Below are 24,256 nucleotides of genomic sequence, written 5' to 3'. Positions count from 1 at the left end.
GGTAACCGCACCGGGGCCATACCGTCCTGGTGACTCACTTTAGCCGTTTACACCGTTTATCGCATCCCGGGGCCTTCTGAAATGAGACATTCCTGCATTTTCGCTGCTGTTGCCATGACCACGCTTGTCCTGAGTGGCTGCGGACTTGAGGACACCGGCCCTTCAGCGTTCAATCCGGCCACCAATGTGGATCTGACGTTCTCCAGCTTCACCCTGGAGAACACCGAGGTGGCCCCCGACAACCTCAGACACACTCGTTTCCGGGACTTTTACCGGGGCATACAGCCCGCAGGGGAAGCGTCCGACGACCTCGAGACTACCAGCGAAATACGCTCCCATATCGAGATTTTTATCCGTGCCACGCCCACAGACTCCGGCACCAGCTATGACAGTGTGCGCAACCCGCTGGACCTGATGAACCAGGTGCTGGCGTCCGGCGAAGTCACCAATTTCCAGGAAGGCAAACGGTACATCAGTCAACGCATTGCCGATGGCGTCGCGGGCACCTACAACACCCGGGGCAACGGCGCCCAGATCCGGTTCACAGACCAGTCGGCGGTGATTGCCGATCTGCCACTGAACGACCAGCTCTGGATCTACCCCACCCTGGACTGGCGTTACCTGCCGGATGGCCCGGAGGAGTCGGATCTCGAAAACAAGGTCTATCGCACCGTCCAGTACGTCAGCCGCAGCGTTGAGGAAGAGGACCAGGCAGCCCAGCCGGAACTTGTCAGCGTGCTGGCAGGTAGCCGGTTCGATGCCAACAGCTTCATGACGCTGGGCTACAGTCCCACCGAGTTTGCAACGGCCGACTACCTGAGCCGGAACCACGGCAGTATTGAACTGCGCCAGGATTTCATTGACGAAAACACCGACACACTGTTTATCAAGAACGACGAATCCGAAGTCATCAAGCTCGACCGCTATCCGGGGTACACTCGGGAAGACAACCATCCGGACTGCCTGAGAATCGAGCTGGATTACAACATGGAACTGGTCAGGATTTTTGCCTCGGATGGCGAGCCGGCCCGCATTGACGATCCTGACTCAGCGGACGAGGAGGACACCATGGCCAATCCGGCCAACTGTACCTATCAGGAGGACGCGGAGGCTGTGGCCAGTTGGGCAACCGTGGCGATCGCCGAGCGCTAGCTGGCGCCTCCGTCCCTGAGGTCCCAGTTTTGCAGGAAGCCTTTCTTGCGGTCGATCATCCGTTCATAGGTGGAGATCATGATGGCCGCATGAGGCGCCTTGACCAGACGGAGGGTTTCGATTCGGCGTTCGAGCCGCTCAACCTCGGAGCGCACCTGCTGATGCACGTGATTGCGAACGCTGTCGTGATGGTCCAGCTTGACCTCGCGGGAGGCTGACTGGTGGCTGGGGGGTGTGGGCTTGTCCATTCGGCTTCTCGTCCATTGAGTCGTGATAGATCCTTTTCCCATCAGGCAAGTCTGCACAACTGTCAGACAAAGTACAATTAAAATGAATAGAGTTTCATTTTTATTTGCAGCCTTGCCGGGCTTCCTGCGATCTACACGACGGAAGCCCTGCTATAGTTCCCTGTAGATACGACATTGCCCACCGACAGGAGTTCCCATGACCCAGACATCCGTGGCGGATACCCTCCGTGAATATCTGTCGCTACTGGAACTGCTGGACGATGCCTACTGGGAAGCCAGCAGCATTCACCACAAGGACATGCTGTACGACATCATCAGCATCTTCAGCCAGGAAGTGGCCGAGATAAACAAGCTCAGTATCCAGGACCACCACTACCCCTATGAGGTAATTACAGAAGGCATACGCCGGGTTGTGCCCAAGCTTGAGCGACTTGATGAAAACCGGGAAGACGTCATCCAGCGCACCCAGACCCTGACGGATTTCAGGGACATTCTGTCCTCCGTGCTGGGCATACTCGAAGCCCAGCTCAGGACGCTCTGAACCCTTTGCCTCAGGCGGCGATCAGCGGTCGCCGGTGCTCGGGTATGAGCGGAAAACGATTGCCCACGGTATAGACGAACTTTGCCAGTGCCGGCAGGTGATGACCGACGATCGGGATGCCGGTGTTCAGCAGACTGACCGAAATATCACGGGCCGCATCCGCCCAACACAGCTTGTTGATCAGACCGACGTGACCGAAAGCAAACCGGCTGTTCTGACCCCAGAGGCCCACCGGATTGCCACCCAGCATCATGCCGGCACTGAAGCGCATGGGTATCATCATGGTGCGGTCTATCTGTAGCGAACCGAACTGTTGAATGGCCCGGCGGATTGTGATTTCGCTGCAGATACGACGGCCATTCCAGAGCCCGCCATTCAGCATCATCTGGAAGAAGCGGCCCATTTCCTCGGCGGTGCCGCACAGATTGCCCGCAGGAATCACCGCTTCCTGGAACCTCGGGTCATTGGTAACCCGCTCGACGGTCCGGATATCGCCACCCAGCGCGCGGTTAACAACCCAGGAAACGGGGAAACGGGGCGTTGGTCCGGTGGCGTAATTGCAGGCCAGCTCATCGAGATGCTCCGGGGCAATGCCATAGGTAAACCATTTCATGCCCATGGGCCGACGCAAATGCTTGTCGAGGTATTTTTCAATGGTGTCGCCCGTGACGCGTTCCAATACCCGCTGCAGGACAAAACCGCCGGTGATGGCGTGATAGGCCACCTTGGCGCCGTCCACTTCCACCGGTCGTGCAGCACAGAGCAGACGCCAGATTTCATCGTTATCCCACAGCACATCAATCGGCGTTTCCCGTGGAATGGCAGGAATGCCCCCGCGGTGAGAAAGAATCTGGTGAACGGTGATGGTCCTTTTCCCGTTAACCCCGAACTCCGGGCAGTAGTAGGAGACGGGATCCATCAGGTTGACCAGGCCCTGTTCCGCCAGCATGTGCATAAGCAATGCCGTCACCGCCTTGGAGGCGGAGAAGTAGCAGATTGGGGTATCAGTCGTCATCGGAACCTTGGCGGCGTCGCGCGGGTCATGGGGGCCATTGCCACTGGCATGGCCAATCGCCCGGTGCAGAACCTGCTCACCCTTGTGGCGGATGGAAATCTGGATACCCGGGTGCACGCCGGTCCGGTAAAGGCTCTGGACGCTGCGCCACAGGGCATCAACCGTTTCCTGACTGACACCGGCAGCTGCCGGATTTTCACCGGCATCATCCCGAAAGGTGACGGATTCGAGATCCTCGGGAATCTGACTGCTATGGAGGGCACGGCGGGCAAGTCGGTTCATCGGCTCAAACCTTTTTCAGTACGATTGTTGTTTTTCTATGTTCAACAGAACCGGCCCGGGCCACATTGGCCGGGCCGCGGCAAAGCGGACGTCACCTCCTCCACCTGCCGGGACACGAGTCTCACTACTGATTATGGACCTGGTCGTGCAGGTGCGCCATGGCGACACAGTTGCGGCCCCTGTCCTTTGCCAGATACATGGCTTTGTCGGCGGCGGCGCAGAGTGTCGAAGCAGTCTGCCCGTGATCCGGGTAGACCGCAACGCCCACGCTGATGGTCAGGGGCACCGCCTCGCCATTCCCCAACGGCTGCGGCTCTTCCGCCACTTTGCGCCGCAAACGCTCGGCCGTTTCCTGGGCCTCCTCCAGATCCATTTCAGGCAAAACAATCACGAACTCCTCGCCGCCAAACCGACCGATGGAATCGACGCTGCGGACGCTGCCCAGCAACAGGCGGCTGATAGCTCTGAGAACCGAGTCACCTGCAGCATGGCCGTAGGTGTCATTCACATCCTTGAAATGGTCGAAATCCACCCAGAGCACCGCCATGGGTCGCTGGTAACGTCGGGCTCTCTGAAGCTCCTCATCCAGCACCCGGGACATTTCCCGCCTGTTCAGAAGACCGGTCAGGGGATCCCGAGTGGCCATTTGCTCAAGCTCTGTCTCCAGCACTTTGCGGTCAGAAATGTCCAGAATGATGCCTTCAAGGTGGAGCGAGCCATCGTCCTCCTGAACGCCTCGTCCCCGCTCCCAGACCCAGATACGACTGCCGTCTTTTCGGGTGACCTCGTATTCCAGGGAAAACGATTCTTCTTTTTCCAGGGCCACTCTGACTTGCTCGAACAGTTGCTGATTAGAAGCGTCGCTGACCAGCGCCGCATAGCTGGTGACGCGGTTATTGACCAACTCGTCCGGTTCATAACCAGTCAACTTGGTACACCCCTGGGAGACAAATTTCATCGTCCAGTCGGGATCATACAGGCAGCGATAGGCCATGCCCGGGAGATTGTCCATCAGGATCTGGAGCTGCCGCTCGCGCTCACGGAGTGCTTGCCGTTGTCGGTGCTGGAGGTTGAGCAGGGCCCGATCCTTGGTGAGTTGGCGGAGCAACACGGAAAAGAGAATCACCCCGGTTATCAGCACAAAGAAAGAGCCTTTCCAGGTCTGGATGACGGAGAGGGTTTTCGGATCGGGAAACCATGCTTCCGCGAGAGTGTCGGAAAACGCAATCCAGGCAAAGCCGGCGATCAGATAGACCACGGCAACCCAGCCAGCGCGCCGCAGGGGTGTGCGGTTTTCGTTCAAGCTTTTCATTCCCTGAGATTTCGACGACGAAGGCTCCATGAACACCGCCATCGATGTTTGAATAATTATAATGTACGAAAAATAGTCATAACGGCGCTTTAAGTCGAGCGTCAAATGTCATGCCCGGTAAAATCCACCCAGGAATCGGGTTTTGCCTCCACGCCAGACAGTTGTTGTGATGCCGCTTAGCTGCTTTAATTCCCGGTTTCTGCCGTCTTTCAGGAGCCCAGCATGACGCCTGGCATCAACGCTGCGCGCAAAGCCTCTGTACCCCATACCATCCATGAGTACGACCACGACCCGGCCAGCGAGAGCTATGGTACCGAGGCCGCCGAGAAAACCGGCGTGGATCCCGCCCGGGTCTTCAAAACACTGGTTGTGGCCATCGACGGCAAGGAGCTGGTGGTTGCCATTGTCCCGGTGACCACCATGCTCAATATGAAACTGATCGCCCGGGCCTCAGGTGGGAAAAAAGCCGGGATGGCAGACAAACAGTTGGTCGAGCGCACCACCGGCTATGTCCTGGGTGGTGTCAGCCCCCTGGGCCAGAGAAAACAGCTGACAACCTTTATTGACGACTCGGCATTGGACTTCGACACCATATTTGTCAGCGGGGGGCGCAGAGGGCTAGAGATTGAACTTGCGCCCCGCGATCTGGCCCTCCTGACCAAAGGCGCGTTCGCTCCGCTACATTCCACCCCCCACCAGGAGTAGCCCGTGAATCACGCAACGGATCTGCTACTAATCGGCGGCACCCTGCTGCTGGCTCTTGCCGCACACGGCATCGGCCAGCGCATACACGTGCCCAGGGTTACCCTGTTGCTATTGCTTGGGGCGCTTGCCGGGCCGGAACTTCTGGATCTTCTGCCAGCAGGTGCAGACGATCACTTCGGATTCATTACCCAATTAACGCTTGCCATGGTCGGCTTCCTGCTGGGCGAGCGCATGGCAGTGAAAAACCTGTCAGAAGGCCGGGAAGCCGTGATTGTGAGCCTCGCGGTCACTCTGGTGACGGCGGCATTTGTTGCCGTTGCAGTCTGGCTTGTTACTCGTAATCTACCCGCTGCGCTGCTCCTGGGTTCCATCGCAACAGCAACAGCACCGGCAGCAACACTTGATACGTTGAAGGAAGCTGGTGCGAACGGTCCGCTGACCCGGCTGGTGTTCCAGGTCGTCGCCATTGATGATGCCTGGGGCGCCATCCTGTTCAGTATCTGCCTGGTCGGTGCACAACTGCTGCTGGGCGAAGGCGGTACCGGGCTTTCGACCCTCGGAGTCGGTCTTTTGGATGTCGGAGGGGCGGTTCTGCTGGGCACGGTCCTGGGTCTGCCTATGGCCTGGCTTACGGGCCGGCTGCGGCCCGGCGAGCCGATGTTGCTCGAGTCCGCCGGGTTTGTTTTTGTAGCCGCCGGTATCGCGTCATTTCTTGGTCTCTCCTATCTGCTGACCTGCATGACCCTCGGCATCGTGGTCGCCAACCGGGCAAGGCATCATGTGCGCCCGTTCCGCTCAATTGAAGGGGTTTCCGAGCCGTTCCTGGCCCTGTTCTTCTTTATGGCCGGCTACCAGCTCGAGTGGGCCATGCTGCCAACCCTCGGCGCACTGGGCCTCGCCTATGTTGCCGCCCGGATTGCCGGCAGGTTGGCCGGCGGACGGTTCGGCGGCTATCTGGCCGGTTCTGCATCTCATACCCGGAAACGGATCGGCGCCTGCCTCATGCCCCAGGCCGGCGTTGCCCTGGGCCTGGCACTGCTGGCCACAGAACGGCTGCCGGAACTGACGTATATTCTGCCTCTGGTCATTGGTGCAACGGTGATCTTTGAACTGGTGGGACCCCCACTCACCCTGATTCAGCTCAGGCGAGCCGGCGAAACCGGCAAAGGCTATCAGGACGAACCGGACGAGGAATGAACGCCCGGTATACAGCCATAAAAAAACCGGAGAACCCGCCAGGGTTGTCCGGTTTTTTGAGGGCATCCGGCTGTTAAACCGGATGCTCACAGGCTGACTTACTTCACGGATGCGCGAGCTTCTTCGAGAATCCGGTTCAGCGTGGCGCTCGGCTGCATCACTTCGCAGACCTTCTCCATCGGCGGATGGTAGTAGCCACCGATATCCGCCGGGTTGCCCTGAACCACCGTCATCTCTTCCAGGATCTTGTCCTTGTTCTCTTCCAGCTGTGCAGACAGCTTGGTGAAGAACTCCTTCAGCTCCTTGTCGCTGTCCTGGTTGGCCAGTTCCTCTGCCCAGTAGCGGGCGAGGTGGAAGTGGGAACCACGGTTGTCGAGCTCGCCGGTAACCCGGGACGGAGACTGGTTGTTTTCCAGCAAACGCTCGGTCGCCTTGTCCAGGGTCTGACCCAGCAGACGCGCGCGCTCGTTGTTCTGCTTCTCGCCCAGCTCGTCCAGGGAGACCGCAGTAGCCAGGAACTCACCCAGGGAGTCCCAGCGCAGGTGGTTTTCCTGGATCAGCTGCTGCACGTGCTTGGGTGCGGAACCGCCGGCACCGGTCTCGTACAGGCCACCGCCGTTGAGCAGCGGAACGATGGACAGCATCTTGGCACTGGTACCCAGCTCGAGGATCGGGAACAGGTCGGTGAGGTAGTCACGCAGTACGTTACCGGTCACGGAGATGGTGTCGAGGCCGCGAATCAGGCGCTCCATGGTCCAGCGGATGGCGCGAACCGGGGACATGATGCGGATATCCAGACCTTCAGTGTCGTGATCCTTCAGATAGGTGTTCACTTTCTGGATCAGCTGCGCGTCGTGAGCACGCTCGTCGTCCAGCCAGAACACGGCCGGCATACCGGTGGCACGGGCACGATTGACCGCCAGCTTGACCCAGTCACGGATCGGCAGGTCCTTGGTCTGGCATGCGCGCCAGATGTCGCCTTTCTCAACGTTGTGCTCGGTCAGCACGGTGCCGTCTTCGGCAACAACGCGAACAACACCGTCTTCCTTGATTTCAAAGGTCTTGTCGTGAGAGCCGTACTCTTCGGCTTTCTGCGCCATCAGACCAACGTTCGGTACGGTCCCCATGGTGGTGGGATCGAAGGCACCGTGAGTCTTACAGAAGTTGATCACTTCCTGGTAGATGGTGGCGTAGGTGGACTCGGGCATAACCGCCTTGGTGTCCTTGAGCTTGTTGTCACGCGCCCACATCTTGCCGGAGTTACGGATCATCGCCGGCATGGAAGCATCAACAATGACGTCGCTTGGAACGTGCAGGTTGGTGATGCCCTTGACGGAATCGACCATGGCGATTTCCGGACGGTGCTCGTAACAGGCGTGCAGGTCTTCCTGGATCTGCTCCTGCTTGGATTCCGGCAGTTGCTTGATCTTCTCGACCACGCTCGACAGACCGTTGTTCGGGTTCACGCCGATCTCGTCGAACAGCTCGCCGTACTTGTCGAACAGATCTTTGTAGAAAACCTTCACCGCGTGACCGAACACGATCGGGTGGGAGATTTTCATCATGGTGGCTTTCACGTGCAGGGAGAACATGACACCGGTGTTCTCGCAATCGGCAATGGCGTCCTCGAAGAACTTCACCAGCGCCTTCTTGCTCATGAACATGCCGTCCAGAACTTCGCCTTCCTGCAGCGGCAGGTCGGATTTCAGAACCGTCTGCTTACCCTGCTTGTTCTCAAACACGATGTTGGCTTTGGTCGCCTTGTCGAGAGTGACAGACTGCTCGCTGGAGTAGAAGTCACCACCGCGCATGTGGGCCACGTGGGTACGTGAGGCCGGGCTCCACTCACCCATGGAATGCGGGTATTTGCGGGCAAAAGCCTTTACGGCAGTCGGCGCACGACGGTCGGAGTTGCCCTCACGCAGCACCGGGTTAACGGCACTACCGAGAACCTTGGCATAGCGGGACTGAATTTCTTTCTCTTCGTCATTTTCCGGGTTTTCTTTGTATTCCGGAACGTTGTAACCCTGCTCGTTCAGCTCCTTGATTGCGGCCCGCAGCTGGGGAATGGACGCTGAGATATTCGGCAGTTTGATGATGTTGGCGTCCGGGTCCTTGGTGTATTCACCCAGTTCGGCCAGGGCATCCGGAACCCGCTGATCTTCCTCCAGATAATCCGGGAAGTTCGCCAGAATACGCGCCGCGAGAGAGATGTCGCTGGTTTCGAATTCAATACCAGCCGGCTTGGCGTAGGTTTCCAGGATGGGAAGAAGCGACCGTGTTGCGAGGGCTGGCGCCTCGTCGGTCAGTGTGTAGACAATCTTGGCTTTGGATGATGTCATTTTCGTCCTCAGGCTAATGGGTGGGTTCAGGACGGTCATGGCGGGGTCAGGCGTCTTTTGAACGTCCGACCTGAGCAATGACTGATTAGGAACTTTTGATAGGGCTACTAAGATACCATTTTTTCGTTAATTTTGGTTACGATCTTAGTATAAGAACGGACTAAAAATGCCTGATCTTCGGTTACAAGACGATGAAATGGCGGGAATTTACGAAACTTTCTAACATCGGACATTCGGGTAGAGCGGCAGAAGAACCCCTTTCCAAAACACGCTCCTAACGGCACATCCCTGTGACGCTTGGGCTCCGCCATCCCTGGCTCCGCACAGTTTTGGAAAGGGGTTCTTCTGCCGCTCACCGGGCCTCTCGGTGTGCCTCCGCGCGGTCAATCAAGGCCATTCTCGGAAGCATTTTTGTCGACAAAATCAAGAGAGTAAGTCGGATTAGCACAGCATAAACCGACAGCCTCCATCAGATTTCAGACCTTCAACTGGGCAACAGCCCAACCTCGGCCAACCGCTCCCGAATGTGATCCAACGCTTCGGGGTTCCCCAAAGCATCCCGATTGTCCGCCTTCTTCGAACCATTGATCAGACGGGCCACTGCCAATTCCACCTTTTTGCCACTGCGGGTGTACGGAATGTCGTTCACCTCCACAATGTGCTTGGGCACGTGCCGTGGGCTGGCGCCTTCGCGGATTCGACTCTTGAGCTGTTTCAGCAGATCGTCGGTGATTTCCTGGCCGTCGGCCGGAACCACCAGCAAAACCACTTCCACGTCGCCGTCGATCTGACGGCCGACAACGAGGCTGTCTTTGACCTCGGCCACGGTTTCGACCTGGCGGTAGATTTCCGCGGTACCGATTCGAACGCCGCCCGGGTTCAGGGTGGCGTCAGAGCGGCCATAGATGATAGCCCCGCCGTGCTCGGTGAACTCGATGAAATCACCGTGGGCCCATACGTCCGGGAAGGTGTTGAAGTAGGCGTCGCGGTAGCGCTCGCCATCCGGATCCTGCCAGAAGCTAACGGGCATGGATGGCAGCGGCTGACGGCAGACCAGCTCGCCGCGACCTTCACTGACCGGCTGGCCATCGTCGCCGTAGGCAACCGCGTCGACGCCCAGGAAACGGCACTGGATTTCACCGCGGCGAACAGGCAGAAGTGGCGTTGAACCCACGAAGCAGCCGCAGATGTCCGTGCCACCGGCAATGGAGCCAAGCAGGGCCTCGGGGGCGCCATCGCTGTAGACCCAGTCATAGTCTTCCGGCAACAGCGGTGAGCCGGTGGAAAACACCACTCGCAAATTGCTCTGATCCAGGGTTTTTGCGGGCTTGAGTTCGCCTTTGCGGCAGCCGGCAATGAACCGGGCGCTGGTTCCGAAGTGGGTGACCTTCTCTTCCGCAACGGTGTCCCACAGGAAGTTCAGGCTCGGGTAACCCGGAGAGCCATCAACGGTGATCACGGCGGCGCCGGTCATCAGGGCGGAGGCCTGCCAGTTCCACATCATCCAGCCACAGGTGGTGAAGTACAGGAACCGGTCTTCGGGACCAACGTCGCCGTGCAGCATCAGCTCCTTGGCATGATTGACCAGCAGGCCAGCATTGCCGTGCACGATGCACTTGGGTTTGCCCGTGGTGCCAGAGGAATACAGGATATACACCGGATGATCCGGAGGCAGAGGCGTAAAGGAAGGAGCCGTTCCTTCGCCAGCAGCGAGGGCGTTTTCCCAGGTAGTCACCAGATCGCCCGAAATCGGAGCCTCGTCTGGCAGTTGCTGGACACTGACAACCGCCTTGAGCGTTGGCAGGCCGGCAATGAGCTCGGCAAAATCCTGCTGGCGCGCAAACACTTTGCCGCCGTAGCCGTAGCCGTTCACGACGATCAGAGCTGAAGGTTCGATCTGGCCAAAGCGGTCAAGAATCGCGCCGATGCCGAAATCCGGTGAAGCGGAACTCCAGATGGCCCCAAGACTTGTAGCGGCCAGCATCCCGACCAGGGCTTCATAGCCGTTGGTAACAACACCGGCTACCCGGTCACCCTGTTTGATGCCTTTACTTCGCAGGAAGGCTTCCAGGGCACCGGCGTCGGCTTTCAGTTCGGCATAGGTGCGACGCAGCACCGGACGGGTTTCACAGTACGCCACCACGGCTTCGCGATCGCGGTGCTCACCATCTGCGAGCCTCAGCAGGTTGGCGGCAAAGTTCAGCTTCATCCCGGGGAACCATTCGGCGCCCGGCATTTCATGCTTGCCCAGTACTCTTTCAGCCGGTGTATCGCAGACAAGACCACAGTAATCCCAGACTTTTTGCCAGAAGGTTTCCAGCTCATCAATGGACCACTGGTGCAGTGCGTGGTAGTCAGCAAACGGGCCGAAGCCCTGCTGCTCCAGCCAGGCCTTGAACTGGCCCATACGGGAATTGGCCAGGGTGTCTTCCGACGGAGACCAGACTACCGGTGATTGTTCTTCATTGCTCATCCATATCTCCTGAATGTTACTGCATATGCCAGCCGTGACTGACTACGATGGACTGGCCAGTCAAAGCCGCAGAGGGGAATGCAGCCAGATGAACCGCCAACTCTGCCACGTCTTCCAGGGTCGTGAATTCGCCGTCCACAGTGTTCTTGAGCATAACTTTACTGATCACTTCCTCTTCGGAAATGCCCAGCTCCTTGGCCTGTTCCGGAATCTGCTTGTCCACCAGAGGCGTGCGCACGAACCCGGGGCAGATGATGTTGCTCCGCACCCCGTGTTCCGCACCCTCTTTCGCCACCGCCCGGCACAGCCCCAGCATGCCATGCTTGGCCGCCACGTATGGGGCTTTCAGGGGCGAGGCTTCCTGGGAATGCACCGACCCCATGTAGAGCATGGTGCCCCCGCCACTCTCGTACATGTGCTTGAGTGCCGCGCGGGTCACCAGGAATGCGCCATCGAGATGCACATTCATGACTTTGCGCCAATCGGAGTAGGCCAGCTTGTGCACCGGGTCGATGTGCTGGATGCCGGCGTTCGCGATGGCGATATCCAGACCACCCCACTGTTTAACCACAGAATTGACGTTTACGTCAACTGCATCTTCGTCAGTGACATCCATTTCAAGGGCGATGGCAGTGCCGCCGGCCTGCTCGATGGCATCTACGGTGTCCTGGGCCGCCTCGAGTGTCAGGTCAGCCACAGCGACCTTGGCGCCTTCGCGGCCGTAGGCCTCGGCAATGGCCCGGCCGATGCCGCGACCGGCACCGGTAATCAAAGCAATCCGGTTTTCCAGACGCATGGTTATTTTCTCCTTAGTCGTAAGCCACGCTGGGCAGCCAGGTCGCGATTTCCGGTACCACGAACACAATAGCCAGCGCTGCCAGCTGAATAATGATGAACGGTATAACGCCACGGTAGATGTCGGTAACGGCGATCTCCGGCGGCGCCACACCCTTGATGTAGAACAGCGCAAATCCGACCGGCGGCGTCAGGAAAGAAGTCTGCAGGCACATGGCAAACAGGATGGTGAACCAGACCAGATCAAAGCCGAGGCTTTGCACAACCGGGGCAACCAGCGGCAGGATGATCAGTGTGATTTCCACCCAGTCCAGGAAGAAGCCGAGCAGGAATACGCCGAACAGAATGGTCAGAACCACACCATAAGGGCCGAACGGCAGACCCAACAGGGCGTCCTCGATCACCTGGTCGCCGCCCAGACCCCGCAGGACCACGGAGAACGCGGTGGCACCCAGGAAGATGGCAAAGATGAACGCCGCCGTGCGCGTCGTCTGCTGCATGGAAGAGTTCAGCACGTTCAGGTTCAGTCGGCCAGACATCAGTGCCAGCAGGAGAGCACCCAGGGCGCCCACACCGGAAGCCTCCGTTGGAGTCGCTATGCCGGCAAAGATGGAACCCAGTACGCCCAGGATCAACGCGGCGGTTGGCACTACTGCCTTTGCCACTTCCCAGACGATGGCCCAGCTCACTTTTTCGGTACCTTCCGGCACCGGCGCAATGTTCGGCTGCAGCATCGGACGGATAATCGCGTAGGCCACGTACATGGCACCCAGCATAAGGCCGGGGAAGAAGGCGCCCATGAACAGGTCACCGACTGACGCCTCGGGAACCGCCAGGCGGTCGGCCATCAGAACCAGCATAATGGAGGGCGGAATCAGAATACCCAGGGTTCCGGTGGCACACGCCGTACCCACCGCAAAGCCCTTGTCGTACTTGTTCTCCATCATTACCGGCAGGGACAACATGCCGAGGAGCACTACGGACGCCCCGATGATACCGGTGGTCGCGGCCAACAGAACGCCGATAACGATGACGGTCACCGCATAGCCGCCGCGAACGGCGCCAAACAGTTTGACCATGCTGTTCATCAGTCGCTCGGCTACGCCGGACTGGTCAAGCATGATGCCCATGAATATAAACATGGGCAGTGCCACAAGGGTTTCGCTACTGACCACCTTCCAGATTCGCTCGGGCACAAGCCCCATGGAAGATTGATAATCGAACCACAGATTGGCTCCAAAATTCTCAACGGCGACGACACCAACAACGGTCCAGATAACCGCGGTGCCGCCCAGTACCCAAGCAACCGGATAGCCGGTCATCAGCAGCGCCCCGAAGGTGAGGAACATGCCGATTACAAATAGGGTTTCAAGCTCCATCAGGACGCATCCTCTTTCTTGGTCTCACCGGACTCGACCCGGATTGGCTTCGGAAAGCCGAAAAGCAAAGCCGTCACTTTCAGCAGACGGGACAGGGCCGCGACGATCAGGAGCCCAAACGACAGCGCGAGAACGCCCTTGAGAATCCAGCGGTAAGGAAGGCCCGCCGGCGCCTGACTGGTCTCGCCCTGCTCCCAGGAGCTCACGGCATAGGGAATCATTTCGTAGACCGCCAAAACCAAAAACGGCAACAACAGGAACACCAGCCCAAACAGCTCGATCCAGGCCTGGCCTTTCAACGACAAGCGCTCATGGATAACGTCCACCCGCACGTGATCATCGGTTACCAGGGTGTAGCCCAGCCCCAACAACCAGCCCGCGCCAGCCAGATGCCATTGAACTTCCTCCAGAGTGACCGACCCCATGCCAAAGGCATAGCGCCCCACCACTGCGTAGATAATCACGCCCGTGACCACAATCCAGAGCCAGGAGGCACTCTTGCCTATTGCAGAAATCACGGCGTCCAGAACCCGGCTTAGCCAGGTGGTTGGAAACTCGGTGTGATGATGAATAAATTGACCGGCGTCCGACGCCGATGCATGCACCTCGGGCGGAGAGCCTTTATCAGACACTGTCATACAACAGTTCCTCGTTCAGAAAGCCTGCCGTGAAACAAGGATGGCCCCGCAGGGCCATCCAGACTAAATCAAAGAGCACCGGAATTGCGTCCGGTGCCCTGGGTCAGCCCCGAACCTTACAGGTCCGCCGGAACATAGGCGCGGGTATCCCACACCTTGTAGGATTCCATGAACTCCTGCTGGCTTTCGTAAACACGCTTGAAGTCAGCATCCTTGGAAGCTTCTTCTTCGAGCACTTCCTCGGTTACTTCCCTCAGCTTGAGCAGAACGTCGCGGGGGATCTGGTCAGCCTGAACGCCTTTGTCCTGGAACTCGGCCAGAACCTTGCCGTTCTTGTACTCGCCCTCGGCCAGACCACGGGTGGTTGCCGCGGTGCAGGAAGCCTCAACCAGCGCCTTCTGTGCCTCGGTGGCACGTGCCCACTCGTCCTTGTTGATCAGCATGTACTGGGCAGTGAACTGCTGGTGCCAGCCCGGGAACAGGTTGTACTTGACCACCTGGTTGAAGCCCAGGATCTGATCGATGGCTGGCATGGAGAATTCGGTGGCATCGATGGTGCCCTTCTCCAGTGCCTGGTAGAGCTCGCCGCCAGGCATCATGGTGACAGAGGCGCCCAGCTTTTCGAGGACCTTGCCGCCGAGGCCGGCGAAGCGGATCTTCAGGCCTTTGTAATCTTCCAGGGTTTCGATGGGCTCGGAATACCAACCCGCTGTTTCAGGCCCAATGATGCCGCACAGCTGTGCGTGAACATTGAAGCCTTTGTTGGCATAGGTTTCCTGCAGCATTTCATGACCGCCACCGTAGTAATACCAGCCGATATAGGCAGGCGGCTTCATGCCGAAGGGAACAGCGGCAAACAGGGGAATAGCAGGCACTTTGCCCTGGTCGTAACCGATCCAGGTGTAACCGGCTGAAACCTTGCCGTCTGAGACGGACTGCAGGATGTCGAACGGCGGAACCAGCTTGCCGGGCTCATAGACACGGACCTGGATGCTGCCATCAGAAGCGGTAGTGAGGTTGTCTGCGACCCAGGCAGCGGGAGAACCGAGGCCAGGAAGGTTGGTTGCGAAGGCTACGGGCATTTTCCAGCGCAGATCGTCTGCAAAAGCGGAGCCCGTGGTAAGAGCGATCGCACCGGCCACACCGGTGAGAGCCTTGAGAAGTTTCATTGGCAAGTCTCCTAACTTTGTTGTTTTGTCTGGCCTGGCGGCTTTCAACCAGAAAGGCCTGAACTGAGTATAATCAGAGAATGCAGGAACAGACGGACAGGGTGATGTTTGGGGTCCAACAGTTAGCGCCAGTCTTGTTCTGTGCATTGTTCTGACGTCCTGCGCCTCGGATATAGCAGACACTATGCCATCTTAGTTTTATTGATATAATTCAGTAAGTTATAAAATGCGGTCGAAGCCGGCACGAGGGAAAGTGTCCGGAATTTAGGACATCATTAGACGTCAGTCGTAAGGGATTGTACGGATGAGCAGACAGTCGTCCGGATTTCAGGACAACTTGGCCAGTTTCTCGTACAGAACAGATCGGGATATACCCAACAGCTTGGCAGCCCGGGTACGGTTGCCACGGCTTGCCACCAGAGCTTCTTCGATCGCCTGGGCCTCTGCCTCGGCGAGTGTCTGGGACAACGGCCTCACGGGTTGCGGTGCAAGAGAAGACACCGGGCGCGTCCCGGCTCGGGGCAACACCTTGAAAATCGCGTCGGCATCGAGCAAGCCACCTTCCTCGCCCATGGTCATTGCCCGCTCGAGAACGTTGCGCAACTCACGGATATTGCCCGGCCAGTCATAACTGCCCAGCGCCGAGACGCCGGCATCCGTAATCTCACCACGCAACTCCAGACCCTCGCAGATCTCTTCAAGAAGCGCTTCGCAGAGCACACCGAGATCCGCCAGCCGATCCCTCAAGGGTGGAATGGGGATTTCCAGGACATTAAGGCGGTAATAAAGATCGGAGCGGAAAGTACCTTCGGAGATCATGACCTCAAGATTTCTGCTGGTGGCAGCAATAACCCGAACATCCACCGAAACCACCTTGTTGGAGCCCAGCGGTTCAATCTCTCCCTCTTGCAGGGCCCGCAACAGCTTGGCCTGCAGCGGCAACGGCATGTCACCCACCTCGTCGAGAAACAGGGTGCCACCGTTAGCCAGTTGAAACTTGCCTTCCCGGGTGCGGCGATCGGCACCGGTGTAGGCGCCGGGTGCGACGCCAAAGAACTCGGCCTCAAGGAGGTTGTCCGGAATGGCGGCCACGTTCACTCCCACGAACGGTTTCTCCGCACGTCCCGAGACCGTATGAATCGCCTGGGCGAGTACTTCCTTGCCGGTGCCCGTTTCTCCCAGCAGTAGAACCGGCATATCGCGACCGGCCGCCAAGCGCGCGCGACGCTTGACCTCCAGCGCTGCCGGGCTGGCACCAACGAAATCACCGAGGCTGTAGCGAGTACCTCGTGCCTTTTTCGCCAACGCCTTGCGCGCGGCCGCAAGATCCTGGTGGAGCCGACGGTATTTCGACACCAGTGGCGTCAGGGGCTGAAGGTCGTCGTAAAGTACAAAGGCCACGGCACCGACGATTTTTCCGTTGTCGTCGTAGTACGGCAGGCGCGTTACCACCAACTGTTGCTGGTTGTGCTCCATGATGTCCAGCAGCAGGGGTTTACCGGTTTCGACCACTTCGGGCATTCGGGTGTGAGGGATTAGCTGGCGCACCGGTTTGCCGATGATGGTAGACGGATCGCCCAGGCCAAGAAGATGGGAGTAGCTGCTGTTAATCCAGGTAATCCGTGCATCGCAGTCCACGGCGATGGCACCGGCGCTGGCTTCCTCGAACATGGGAAACAGGGCTTCGATCAGGTCTCTGGTCAGGCCACTTTTATTGTTGTCAGAAAACAGCTGTGTCATGTACCGCGCACCAACGGGTCGAATGTCATTCATCTGGATAACCCTCGCACCCGACAGGCCGGGTGCAGTGACGGAAGTATATGGGGCCCCCGGACCGGGGGCAAACGAAGCCGGCCCCGCAACGGGCCGGCGCGTGTCACACTTATTCCGGGATCCGGACCTGATTGTCAGTAAAGACAATCCGGTCGCCAGCATCCGGCGCGGGATTGATCGCCGGCAGGTTGACCTCCGCCAGCGGTGTTGTGATAGCGCCCCGTGGCACCGTCCGGACTACCTGGCTTGGCGGCAACGCCTGCTTTTCAGTCAGATTCGCCCAGACCAGGTCCAGCGCCTGGAAATAATAGTGGTGCAACGGCACATACCGGTCAGCAACGCCCGGGAACCCATTAAGTACGTCCAGGTGATGCGCGTTCAGGATTTCGTAGTACCGCAGGTTACTTTTCTCCCCCTCCACTCGCTGGTTCAGGCCAAAATAGGGCCGGGAGGTGTGGTTGATGGGTAGAATCGCGTCGGCACGGCCGGTCACGAAAACCGTCGGCTTGCCCTGCAGATCACCCGAGGCACGGACTTCGGCGATACCCTCGGCAATAGCCGTTGCCAGCTCGGCGTCAGAGCCCTGCAGATCAGCTCCGCTGACGGCGTCGCTGCCCTGGGCAAGGCTACGAAGGCACAACAGTGCATCCAGGCCATAGTCCAATTGGTTGGTACTTGGTGAAGCACTGGCAGGCAGATTGGTGGGCTGACCATCGGCACCATCGTAGACGATGTTCACCCCGGCCGACGGCGGAATGCCATTGCTGACAGAGAACAGAGCGGCCTCTACCCCCGGCGCTATCGGAGCCACTGCCCCGGCGCCATCCACGGCCGCCAGGCTGAGATCACAGACACGATCCTCGACACCGGCGCGACTATAAGCATTGGCATAGGTCATGGAAATACTCTGGGCTACGGCGAGCCCGAAGTGCACCGGCGCCAACAGATTCTGCTCCGGCTGAATACCAAAGTCCTCGTTCAGGATGCGCAGCGCTTCGGTAGCCCGGTCATCCAGCGTGGCACCACTTACCAGACCCTTGTTGGCAAGGGAGTTACAGATATTCTCGCCGATTGCAGGGGGATTGAAGGTGGCGTTCAATGGCGCATCGTCCCGGATCGCCGGCGCCTGGTTGGCACAACCCTGATAGACGGCAAGGGCCGTGGTGTAATCCAGCAGGCTGCGGCTGTGCTCGGTAATCTCCGGGCCCTCGCCCTGGCGTATGGTGAAGCTTCGGTCCACCTGCGGGTTCACGTTGGGCTCGGACACCGCCACTCCATCGATAAGGCCCTTCGTATCCTGCTCGGCTGCACGGACGGAAGAACCACCACCGTTGGAGACACTGGAGGCAATGACCACGGTGTTTTTGGGTTTGATGGTCAGCAGCGTTTCGCCGTTGCCCAGCTCACGGCCAAACTTCTCGTTCAGCACGTAAAACCCGAATTCGATGGACTGCAGTACATGCTGGCCCCAGTCGGCTTCCGGATTGGCTCTGGAGTGAGCGTGCTTCCAGGCAAACCGATCCGGCCACGCGCTGTCGAAATCCGCTCGCTGCCCATCGGTCAGGTCGGCCCGGAACTGCACTGGTTCGACATCGGAGGTGAGCGTGCCATCAATCCGCTGGGCGGTGTTTGTAGCCAGGTTATGGGAACCTGTTCCTGTGCCCTTGTCGGTGTATACGACAGCACACCCTTTTTTAAGGCCCCACTCGCCGGCCGTACCGATAGCACCGTAGATGCCCCGGGAGCCGGAGGACGGCGCCGTGACCATGCAGGGTCGATCCGGGTCAAAGCTATCGGGCACCTGGGCCATCACCGTAACCGGCACGTCGGTTCCGGGCACAGACATGTAGGCAATGAATTCTTCACCCGCAATCAGGCCTTCACCGCTGGCGTTAACCTGCGGACCAAAGAAGGTCCCATAACCGCCTCCGGGGGCGGTATCCACCAGTGCGCGGTAGTTGTTATAGATCGCCAACCGCCGGAGTTCTGCAGCGGTAGGGTTCAAAGGGTCTGCGAATGCAGGCCCGGGCGCACTGGCCAGACCGCTGGCACCCAGGCCCGCAGTAAGCAGGTCATCGGTGATACCGTCGTAGCTGGTCTGACTGATATCGCCCTGAATGAAATCGGGGATTTCGTTGAACGGTGGATTATCCTTGCAAGCTGAGAGGGTCAACCCCGTGGCGCCGATCAGGGCGCAGAGCATTATTCGTTTCATGATCGTTCCTTGTTTGTTGTTGTAAACGAACAGACCAGGCCGCAAGCCGGGCCCCGGGAACGCCATGCGCATCCTGTGCCAATTGGCTATGTATCTGATTTATATATATTAAAATTACCTATTACTTGAACTTGAGAGAATAATTCCGGATTTCCGGACAGTCCCGGGGTCGGCAATCATCAAAAAACACGCCTATTGCGAGCCTTGCAGAGATTGTCCTTGAAACCGGACACTGTACTGAATGTCGGACAATGGAGTCTGGATGAGGCAATCCGCCCCGTACCGGCATCCATCAATATCAGTGCGTCGTAGATTTGATGTGAAACCTCAATTCGCCTGAAAAAGGAGAGCCCAGTGCCCGGTTACCGAACAGGGGGCAGACGGGGTGGGTTGGTCGGCGTGATTGGCAGCCTGCTGTTGCTGGCCGGATGCGCGACCCACCACAATGGACCAGAGAACGCGGCCTTGCCGGGAGAGCAATCCTTTCAGGTAGAGCGCAATTTACAGTTCTCCCCAGATAACTGGCCACAACAACTCTTCGCCGACCTTTACCTGCCCGAGAACGGGGCCTCAGGGCATCGCCATCCGGTGGTCCTGATGGTTCACGGGGGTGGCTGGCAACGACGGTCCCGTGAAGACATGGCCTGGATCGCGGAAGAAGTGGCCAGCCACGGTTTCGCGGTGCTGAACATCGACTACCGGTTTGCACCGGAATACACCTTCCCGGCGCAGCTGCATGATCTCCAGCTCGCCCGCCAGTGGTTGAACGAGCATGCCGACAAATACCGCCTAGACCGCAAGCAAGTCAGCGGTTTCGGGTTTTCATCCGGCGCCCATCTGATTGCCCTGCTGGCCCTGGTGGCAAGCTCCGACAGCGAGCTGAACGAGCCCTACGGCGGGCCGGAGTCCCGGCTGCACGCTGTTGTCGCCGGCGGCTTGCCGTCTGACCTCATGGCGTTCGGTTCGGGCAAGTTGATCCGGCAGTTCCTCGGTGGCGAGCAGCAGGCGATGCCGGACACCTATCGCAGTGCCTCACCGATCAGTCACGTGACGGCCAACGCACCGCCCTTTTTCCTGTTTCACGGCGCCGTGGACATGCTTGTGCCCTTCAGCCAGGCCGAACGTTTCCGGGACGCACTCGCAAGTCATCAGGTATACAGCGAACTCTATGAAATGCATCTGCGAGGACATGTCACCAGCTTTCTCACAGCCGGCGATGCGGTTGACGAGGCAATCGCATTCCTCGACCGAAAGAAAAGCAACTGATTGCCGGGTCGCTATCCGATCCGGATGAACGGCAGCAGGCTCAGGCCCATGATGACCAGAATGGCAATGCAGGCCGCCAGAGTCCGGATTGGCCTCTGCCTGAGCATGAACCAGAAACCGCCGGATTCGCCCCGGGCCAGGTGCTCCTCGTAGGCCTGTCGCTGGGTTTCATAGCGTTGCCTCTGATACTCATCCAGCAGCGCCCTGGCCCTGGCCGCCTCATCGTCGTCGTGCACCCAGAAACCGCCCATGCTGATGCCCCAGCGGCTTGGTGGCGTCTCGTAATAGGCTACCTCGTGGGCATCAAACAGGGCCCGGATTTCCTCGGCCTCGTCATCGGGTACATGGCGCAGGTTCATCAGATGGTGGGGCATGGACTCTCGTTGTCTGGTATCAGGTGCGGGTATCCCTATATCCTAGCACTAAAGCCCGACGGGGCCCGACAGCCCGAATTCGACACCGGAACCCTGAATGACCGACAACCCCCTCCGATTGCTGCTGGAGTTTGACAGCCAGGCGCAACGGGACAGATCACAGCCGCCTACCTTCCTGCATCGACGCGACCGCAAGTTCGCTCTCGTCTGTGAAGAGCAGGGCGAGGCCCCGGACGCGGCCCGCTGGCTCGCCCACCTGAACCGCCTCAGCGGTCCCCGGGCAACCCCGACATCCGCGGACCGGACACTGGCATCGTGGCGCCGGATCAACGGTGGTTTTGCACTGTCAGGCGCGGTCGCGGGCACGCTGGCGATGGCCGGGCTGCTGTTCTATGACGGCGGCCAGCGCATCAACATCACGGTTTTCCTGGCGTTCGTGTTGCTGCACCTGATATTTGCCCTGTTCACCACCGTGCAAGCCATGGCCGGATGGCAGCCCTGGCGCTGGTTGGCGCATCGATTGGGGGTCAACCCGGGAGATGGCGCCTTCACCAGGCTTCAGCCTGTTCTGATGGCCAGAGCGGCTCACCTGGGCGGCATTGCGTTCGCCATCGCAGGGCTGTTTACCCTGCTGGCCATGGTCGTCTTGCAGGACCTCGCCTTCGGCTGGAGCACCACGCTGGACACTGCCGCCACCAGCTATCACGGATTGGTTAGGGCCATTGCGACGCCCTGGGCCTGGCTCTGGCCTGCCGCGGCCCCGGATCTTGCGCTGGTCGAGGCGACGCGTTTTTTCCGGGCCGGTAACCCAACGGCAAGTCCTGACCCGGTCCTCTGGGGCCTTTGGTGGCCGTTTGTGGCCATGATGTGGGCAACCTGGGTTCTTCTGCCAAGGATAATTCTCTGGGCGTGTGCGTCCGTGCAGGCCCGGCAAAAAGCCCGGCGCCTGCTCACCAGCCATCCAGCCATGCACGCCCTGCTGTATCGCATGGAAACACCCGCCCTGGACACTGGCAACAGCCATCATGACGCCGACGATCTTCCGGACACCGACACTCGAGGCAACCTGCGATCACTGCCCGACAGCGACATTCTGTTGTGTTGGGCCGGCGCCGGTGAACCGGAATTGCCAGAGTCGCTTCGGTCAGGCAAGCAGCTCGTGCTCACGGCCGGCGGCGGCGCCAGCCTTTCGGACGATGATCAGGCTCTGCACCGGATCGCCGAGCATCTGAAAAACAACGCCAAGGCAGTCATCCTGCTGGTTCGCTGCTGGCAACCCCCGACCGGCGAGCTTCAGGACTTCCTGGCGGCCGCCCGGGACATCTGGCCCGACAACGCCAGGGTCGCGCTGGTGCCACTGGCCACGGACAGCAATCAGCAACCCGATGCCCACCAGATCCAGCCCTGGCTGCGATTTGCCGAAAGGGTGGGCAGCGAGTTCGTCCAGGTGTCTCTGCCCCCATTCCAGATGCGGGATCCCTACACAGCCATCGGGGACGGGTCATGACTCAGATACCCACGTTTGCGGTCGTCGGACACCCGAACAAGGGTAAATCCAGCGTGGTGGCGACCCTGTCCCAGAACGATGCCATTGCCATTGCCCTGGAACCCGGCACCACACGCAGGCATCAGGCTTACCCGCTGAAGGTGGACGGCCAGACCCTCTACACTCTGGTCGACACGCCCGGATTCCAGCGGCCGAGACGGGTAATGGAGTGGCTGGAAGCTCACAGTGTCTCCGTCTCTGATCACGCAGACACCGTCAAAGCCTTTGTGGCACAGCATGAGGGGGACGGCCGATTCACCGATGAATGTGAGCTTCTCAGACCGCTGATTGAAGGCGCCGGGATCATCTACGTGGTGGACGGCTCGGTGCCCTACAGCGCAGAGCACGAGGCAGAAATGACCATCCTGCGCTGGACCGGCCGCCCGAGCCTGGCCCTGATCAACAGCATCGGTGCCGACGACTACAGTGATACCTGGCAGGCCGCGCTGGGCCAGTTCTTTCAGGTTGTCCGCCGTTTCGACGCTGTTCGCGCCCCATTCGAGCAACATCTGGGCCTTTTACGGGCTTTCGGACAACTGGAGCCGGACTGGGAAACACCACTGGAACAGGCCACTCACTACCTGTCCGCCCAGCGGCAGCAGCGCCGCCATCAGGCCGCAGTACTGATCGCCGGGACACTGGAGAGCATGATGTCCTACCAGGAAAAACGGACGCTTACCGCCGGCCAGGCTGCAGAAACCAGTGACGGCTCCCTGGCCGAACAGCTGCGGGAACGTTGGTATCGTCACCAGCGCAAGCGGGAACAGACCCTGCGCGTGGATATCGAACATCTTTATCAGCACCAGCGCATCCGTCGCCAGGAGCCCGAACTGGAGTGGCACAGCGAACACGACCTGTTCTCGGAAGACAGCCGCAAAGCCTGGGCGGTCAGCAAGCGCTACCTGGCCACCGCCGGCTTCGGCGCGGGCGCCGTCAGTGGCGCCGGAATCGACGCGCTGACCTTCGGCTCCTCCCTTGGAACCGGCGCTCTGGTGGGCGGTTTGATCGGTGCTGCCGGCAGCTATTTCTACGGCGATCGGCTGGCCCTGCCGGCGCTGAGCATCGGCGTGCTAAGGGACGGATTGAAAACAGCCACCTTCGGTCCTGTACAGGACAGCCAGTTCGGCTATGTTGTATTGGGAAGGGCCGTGGATCACTGGTGGCATATCTCCCATCGGAATCACGCTGGTCGCGACCTGCTGGACCTTGAGCCAGCAGACCATCACTGGCTCGAGCGACTTGAAAAATCGAGCCGACAAGAAATTCAGAAAGCCTTCGACAAGTGCCGGAAACGGCGCCCCCTGGATGAACGCCAGCGGGAAAGATTCGCCACCTCGATCGAACAGGCCATGGCCGTTTACGACGATTGGCGGTTGAACCGCACCTGAAAGGGATGTTTATACTAAAAGGCTATTCCATCACAAAATGAGGAATGCTCATGAAAATCGTACGAGTGCAAGACATTATCGGTACCGAGCGGGAAGTCACCGGCCCAGGGTGGACAAGCCGCCGCATGCTGCTCAAGAAAGACGGCATGGGCTTTTCCTTCCACGAAACCATCATCCCTGCCGGGGCCGAGTTGAACCTCTGGTACAAGCATCACCTCGAAGCGGTCTACTGTGTTGCCGGCAACGGCAAGATCCTGGACAAAGCCACTGGTGAAACCCACGAGATCACTGACGGAACCCTGTACGCACTCGACAAGCATGACCAGCACACCCTGTACGGTGGCACGGAAGACATGCGACTGATCTGTGCCTTCAACCCACCGGTTACCGGCCGTGAAGTCCACGACGAAGACGGTGCCTATCTGCCGGACACCAGCGAAGACTGA

General features: G+C 59.2%; 20 protein-coding genes. 8 read left to right on the top strand and 12 right to left on the bottom strand.

Going from position 1 to position 24,256, the window contains the following annotated elements:
• Window positions 1–81: 81 nt before the first annotated feature.
• Window positions 82–1,152, top strand: a complete 1,071-nt coding sequence (locus tag AC13DD_RS20060) for a hypothetical protein (protein ID WP_482931646.1) — start codon at window positions 82–84, stop codon at window positions 1,150–1,152.
• Here AC13DD_RS20060 and AC13DD_RS20055 read toward each other — a convergent pair.
• Window positions 1,149–1,400: a hypothetical protein gene (locus AC13DD_RS20055; protein WP_064229378.1), complete on the bottom strand. Its 252-nt coding sequence runs from the start codon at window positions 1,398–1,400 to the stop codon at window positions 1,149–1,151. The genes AC13DD_RS20060 and AC13DD_RS20055 overlap by 4 nt on opposite strands.
• A 196-nt stretch (window positions 1,401–1,596) precedes the next feature.
• On the opposite strand from AC13DD_RS20055, the gene AC13DD_RS20050 reads away from it, so the two are divergent.
• Entirely contained in the window at window positions 1,597–1,941 is a 345-nt protein-coding gene (locus AC13DD_RS20050) for a hypothetical protein (RefSeq protein WP_008176786.1), read from the top strand.
• 10 nt (window positions 1,942–1,951) lie between these two features.
• Here the strand turns inward: AC13DD_RS20050 and AC13DD_RS20045 are convergent, their stop codons facing one another.
• Together AC13DD_RS20045 and AC13DD_RS20040 are read right to left on the bottom strand one after the other, a co-directional pair.
• Entirely contained in the window at window positions 1,952–3,238 is a 1,287-nt protein-coding gene (locus AC13DD_RS20045; protein WP_053113496.1) for a serine hydrolase domain-containing protein, read from the bottom strand.
• A gap of 124 nt (window positions 3,239–3,362) precedes the next feature.
• The gene (locus AC13DD_RS20040; RefSeq protein ID WP_175497392.1) at window positions 3,363–4,550 is read right to left on the bottom strand and encodes a sensor domain-containing diguanylate cyclase; all 1,188 of its coding nucleotides are present in this window, start codon (window positions 4,548–4,550) and stop codon (window positions 3,363–3,365) included.
• A gap of 222 nt (window positions 4,551–4,772) precedes the next feature.
• Between AC13DD_RS20040 and ybaK the strand changes: the two genes are divergently transcribed.
• Together ybaK and AC13DD_RS20030 are read left to right on the top strand one after the other, a co-directional pair.
• On the top strand, window positions 4,773–5,255 hold the full coding sequence (ybaK, locus tag AC13DD_RS20035) for a Cys-tRNA(Pro) deacylase (RefSeq protein WP_008176781.1): 483 nt from the start codon (window positions 4,773–4,775) through the stop codon (window positions 5,253–5,255).
• Between the two features lie 3 nt (window positions 5,256–5,258).
• Window positions 5,259–6,452 (top strand): cation:proton antiporter, encoded by a 1,194-nt coding sequence (locus AC13DD_RS20030; protein ID WP_053113494.1) that lies wholly within the window; start codon window positions 5,259–5,261, stop codon window positions 6,450–6,452.
• 98 nt (window positions 6,453–6,550) lie between these two features.
• Here the strand turns inward: AC13DD_RS20030 and AC13DD_RS20025 are convergent, their stop codons facing one another.
• From AC13DD_RS20025 to AC13DD_RS19990, 8 genes are all read right to left on the bottom strand, one after another.
• Window positions 6,551–8,794 (bottom strand): NADP-dependent isocitrate dehydrogenase, encoded by a 2,244-nt coding sequence (locus AC13DD_RS20025; protein WP_014578929.1) that lies wholly within the window; start codon window positions 8,792–8,794, stop codon window positions 6,551–6,553.
• Between the two features lie 484 nt (window positions 8,795–9,278).
• Entirely contained in the window at window positions 9,279–11,267 is a 1,989-nt protein-coding gene (locus tag AC13DD_RS20020; RefSeq protein WP_008176774.1) for an acetoacetate--CoA ligase, read from the bottom strand.
• Between the two features lie 16 nt (window positions 11,268–11,283).
• Complete coding sequence (locus AC13DD_RS20015; RefSeq protein ID WP_092032234.1) at window positions 11,284–12,063, bottom strand: 3-hydroxybutyrate dehydrogenase; 780 nt, start codon at window positions 12,061–12,063, stop codon at window positions 11,284–11,286.
• Between the two features lie 13 nt (window positions 12,064–12,076).
• On the bottom strand, window positions 12,077–13,441 hold the full coding sequence (locus AC13DD_RS20010; protein WP_008176768.1) for a TRAP transporter large permease: 1,365 nt from the start codon (window positions 13,439–13,441) through the stop codon (window positions 12,077–12,079).
• Complete coding sequence (locus AC13DD_RS20005) at window positions 13,441–14,079, bottom strand: TRAP transporter small permease subunit (RefSeq protein WP_008176766.1); 639 nt, start codon at window positions 14,077–14,079, stop codon at window positions 13,441–13,443. The genes AC13DD_RS20010 and AC13DD_RS20005 overlap by 1 nt, the downstream gene beginning before the upstream one ends.
• 116 nt (window positions 14,080–14,195) lie before the next feature.
• The gene (locus AC13DD_RS20000; RefSeq protein ID WP_053113486.1) at window positions 14,196–15,248 is read right to left on the bottom strand and encodes a TRAP transporter substrate-binding protein; all 1,053 of its coding nucleotides are present in this window, start codon (window positions 15,246–15,248) and stop codon (window positions 14,196–14,198) included.
• A 327-nt stretch (window positions 15,249–15,575) separates the two neighbouring features.
• A complete protein-coding gene (locus AC13DD_RS19995; RefSeq protein ID WP_008176761.1) occupies window positions 15,576–17,021 on the bottom strand; it encodes a sigma-54 interaction domain-containing protein in 1,446 nt (481 codons plus the stop codon).
• A 109-nt stretch (window positions 17,022–17,130) separates the two neighbouring features.
• Entirely contained in the window at window positions 17,131–19,236 is a 2,106-nt protein-coding gene (locus AC13DD_RS19990) for a 3-hydroxybutyrate oligomer hydrolase family protein (RefSeq protein ID WP_482931645.1), read from the bottom strand.
• Window positions 19,237–19,590: 354 nt separating this feature from the next.
• On the opposite strand from AC13DD_RS19990, the gene AC13DD_RS19985 reads away from it, so the two are divergent.
• Window positions 19,591–20,502 carry an alpha/beta fold hydrolase gene (locus AC13DD_RS19985; protein WP_482931644.1) on the top strand — a complete coding sequence of 304 codons (912 nt, stop codon included), beginning with the start codon at window positions 19,591–19,593 and terminating at the stop codon, window positions 20,500–20,502.
• Between the two features lie 11 nt (window positions 20,503–20,513).
• Here the strand turns inward: AC13DD_RS19985 and AC13DD_RS19980 are convergent, their stop codons facing one another.
• Window positions 20,514–20,876: a DUF6164 family protein gene (locus AC13DD_RS19980; protein WP_008176755.1), complete on the bottom strand. Its 363-nt coding sequence runs from the start codon at window positions 20,874–20,876 to the stop codon at window positions 20,514–20,516.
• Between the two features lie 97 nt (window positions 20,877–20,973).
• Here AC13DD_RS19980 and AC13DD_RS19975 point away from each other — a divergent pair, with 97 nt between their 5' ends.
• Genes AC13DD_RS19975 through AC13DD_RS19965 form a run of 3 tightly spaced genes read left to right on the top strand, consistent with a single transcriptional unit; the run spans window position 20,974 to window position 24,256 of the window.
• Entirely contained in the window at window positions 20,974–22,383 is a 1,410-nt protein-coding gene (locus AC13DD_RS19975) for a DUF2868 domain-containing protein (protein ID WP_482931643.1), read from the top strand.
• Complete coding sequence (locus AC13DD_RS19970; protein WP_482931642.1) at window positions 22,380–23,810, top strand: GTPase/DUF3482 domain-containing protein; 1,431 nt, start codon at window positions 22,380–22,382, stop codon at window positions 23,808–23,810. The genes AC13DD_RS19975 and AC13DD_RS19970 overlap by 4 nt, the downstream gene beginning before the upstream one ends.
• 50 nt (window positions 23,811–23,860) lie before the next feature.
• A complete protein-coding gene (locus AC13DD_RS19965; protein WP_008176749.1) occupies window positions 23,861–24,256 on the top strand; it encodes an ectoine synthase in 396 nt (131 codons plus the stop codon).

Source organism: Marinobacter sp. L-13, from assembly GCF_056857715.1.
Note: the sequence above shows the minus strand (reverse complement) of the source record. Positions and strands in the feature narration are given on the sequence as shown.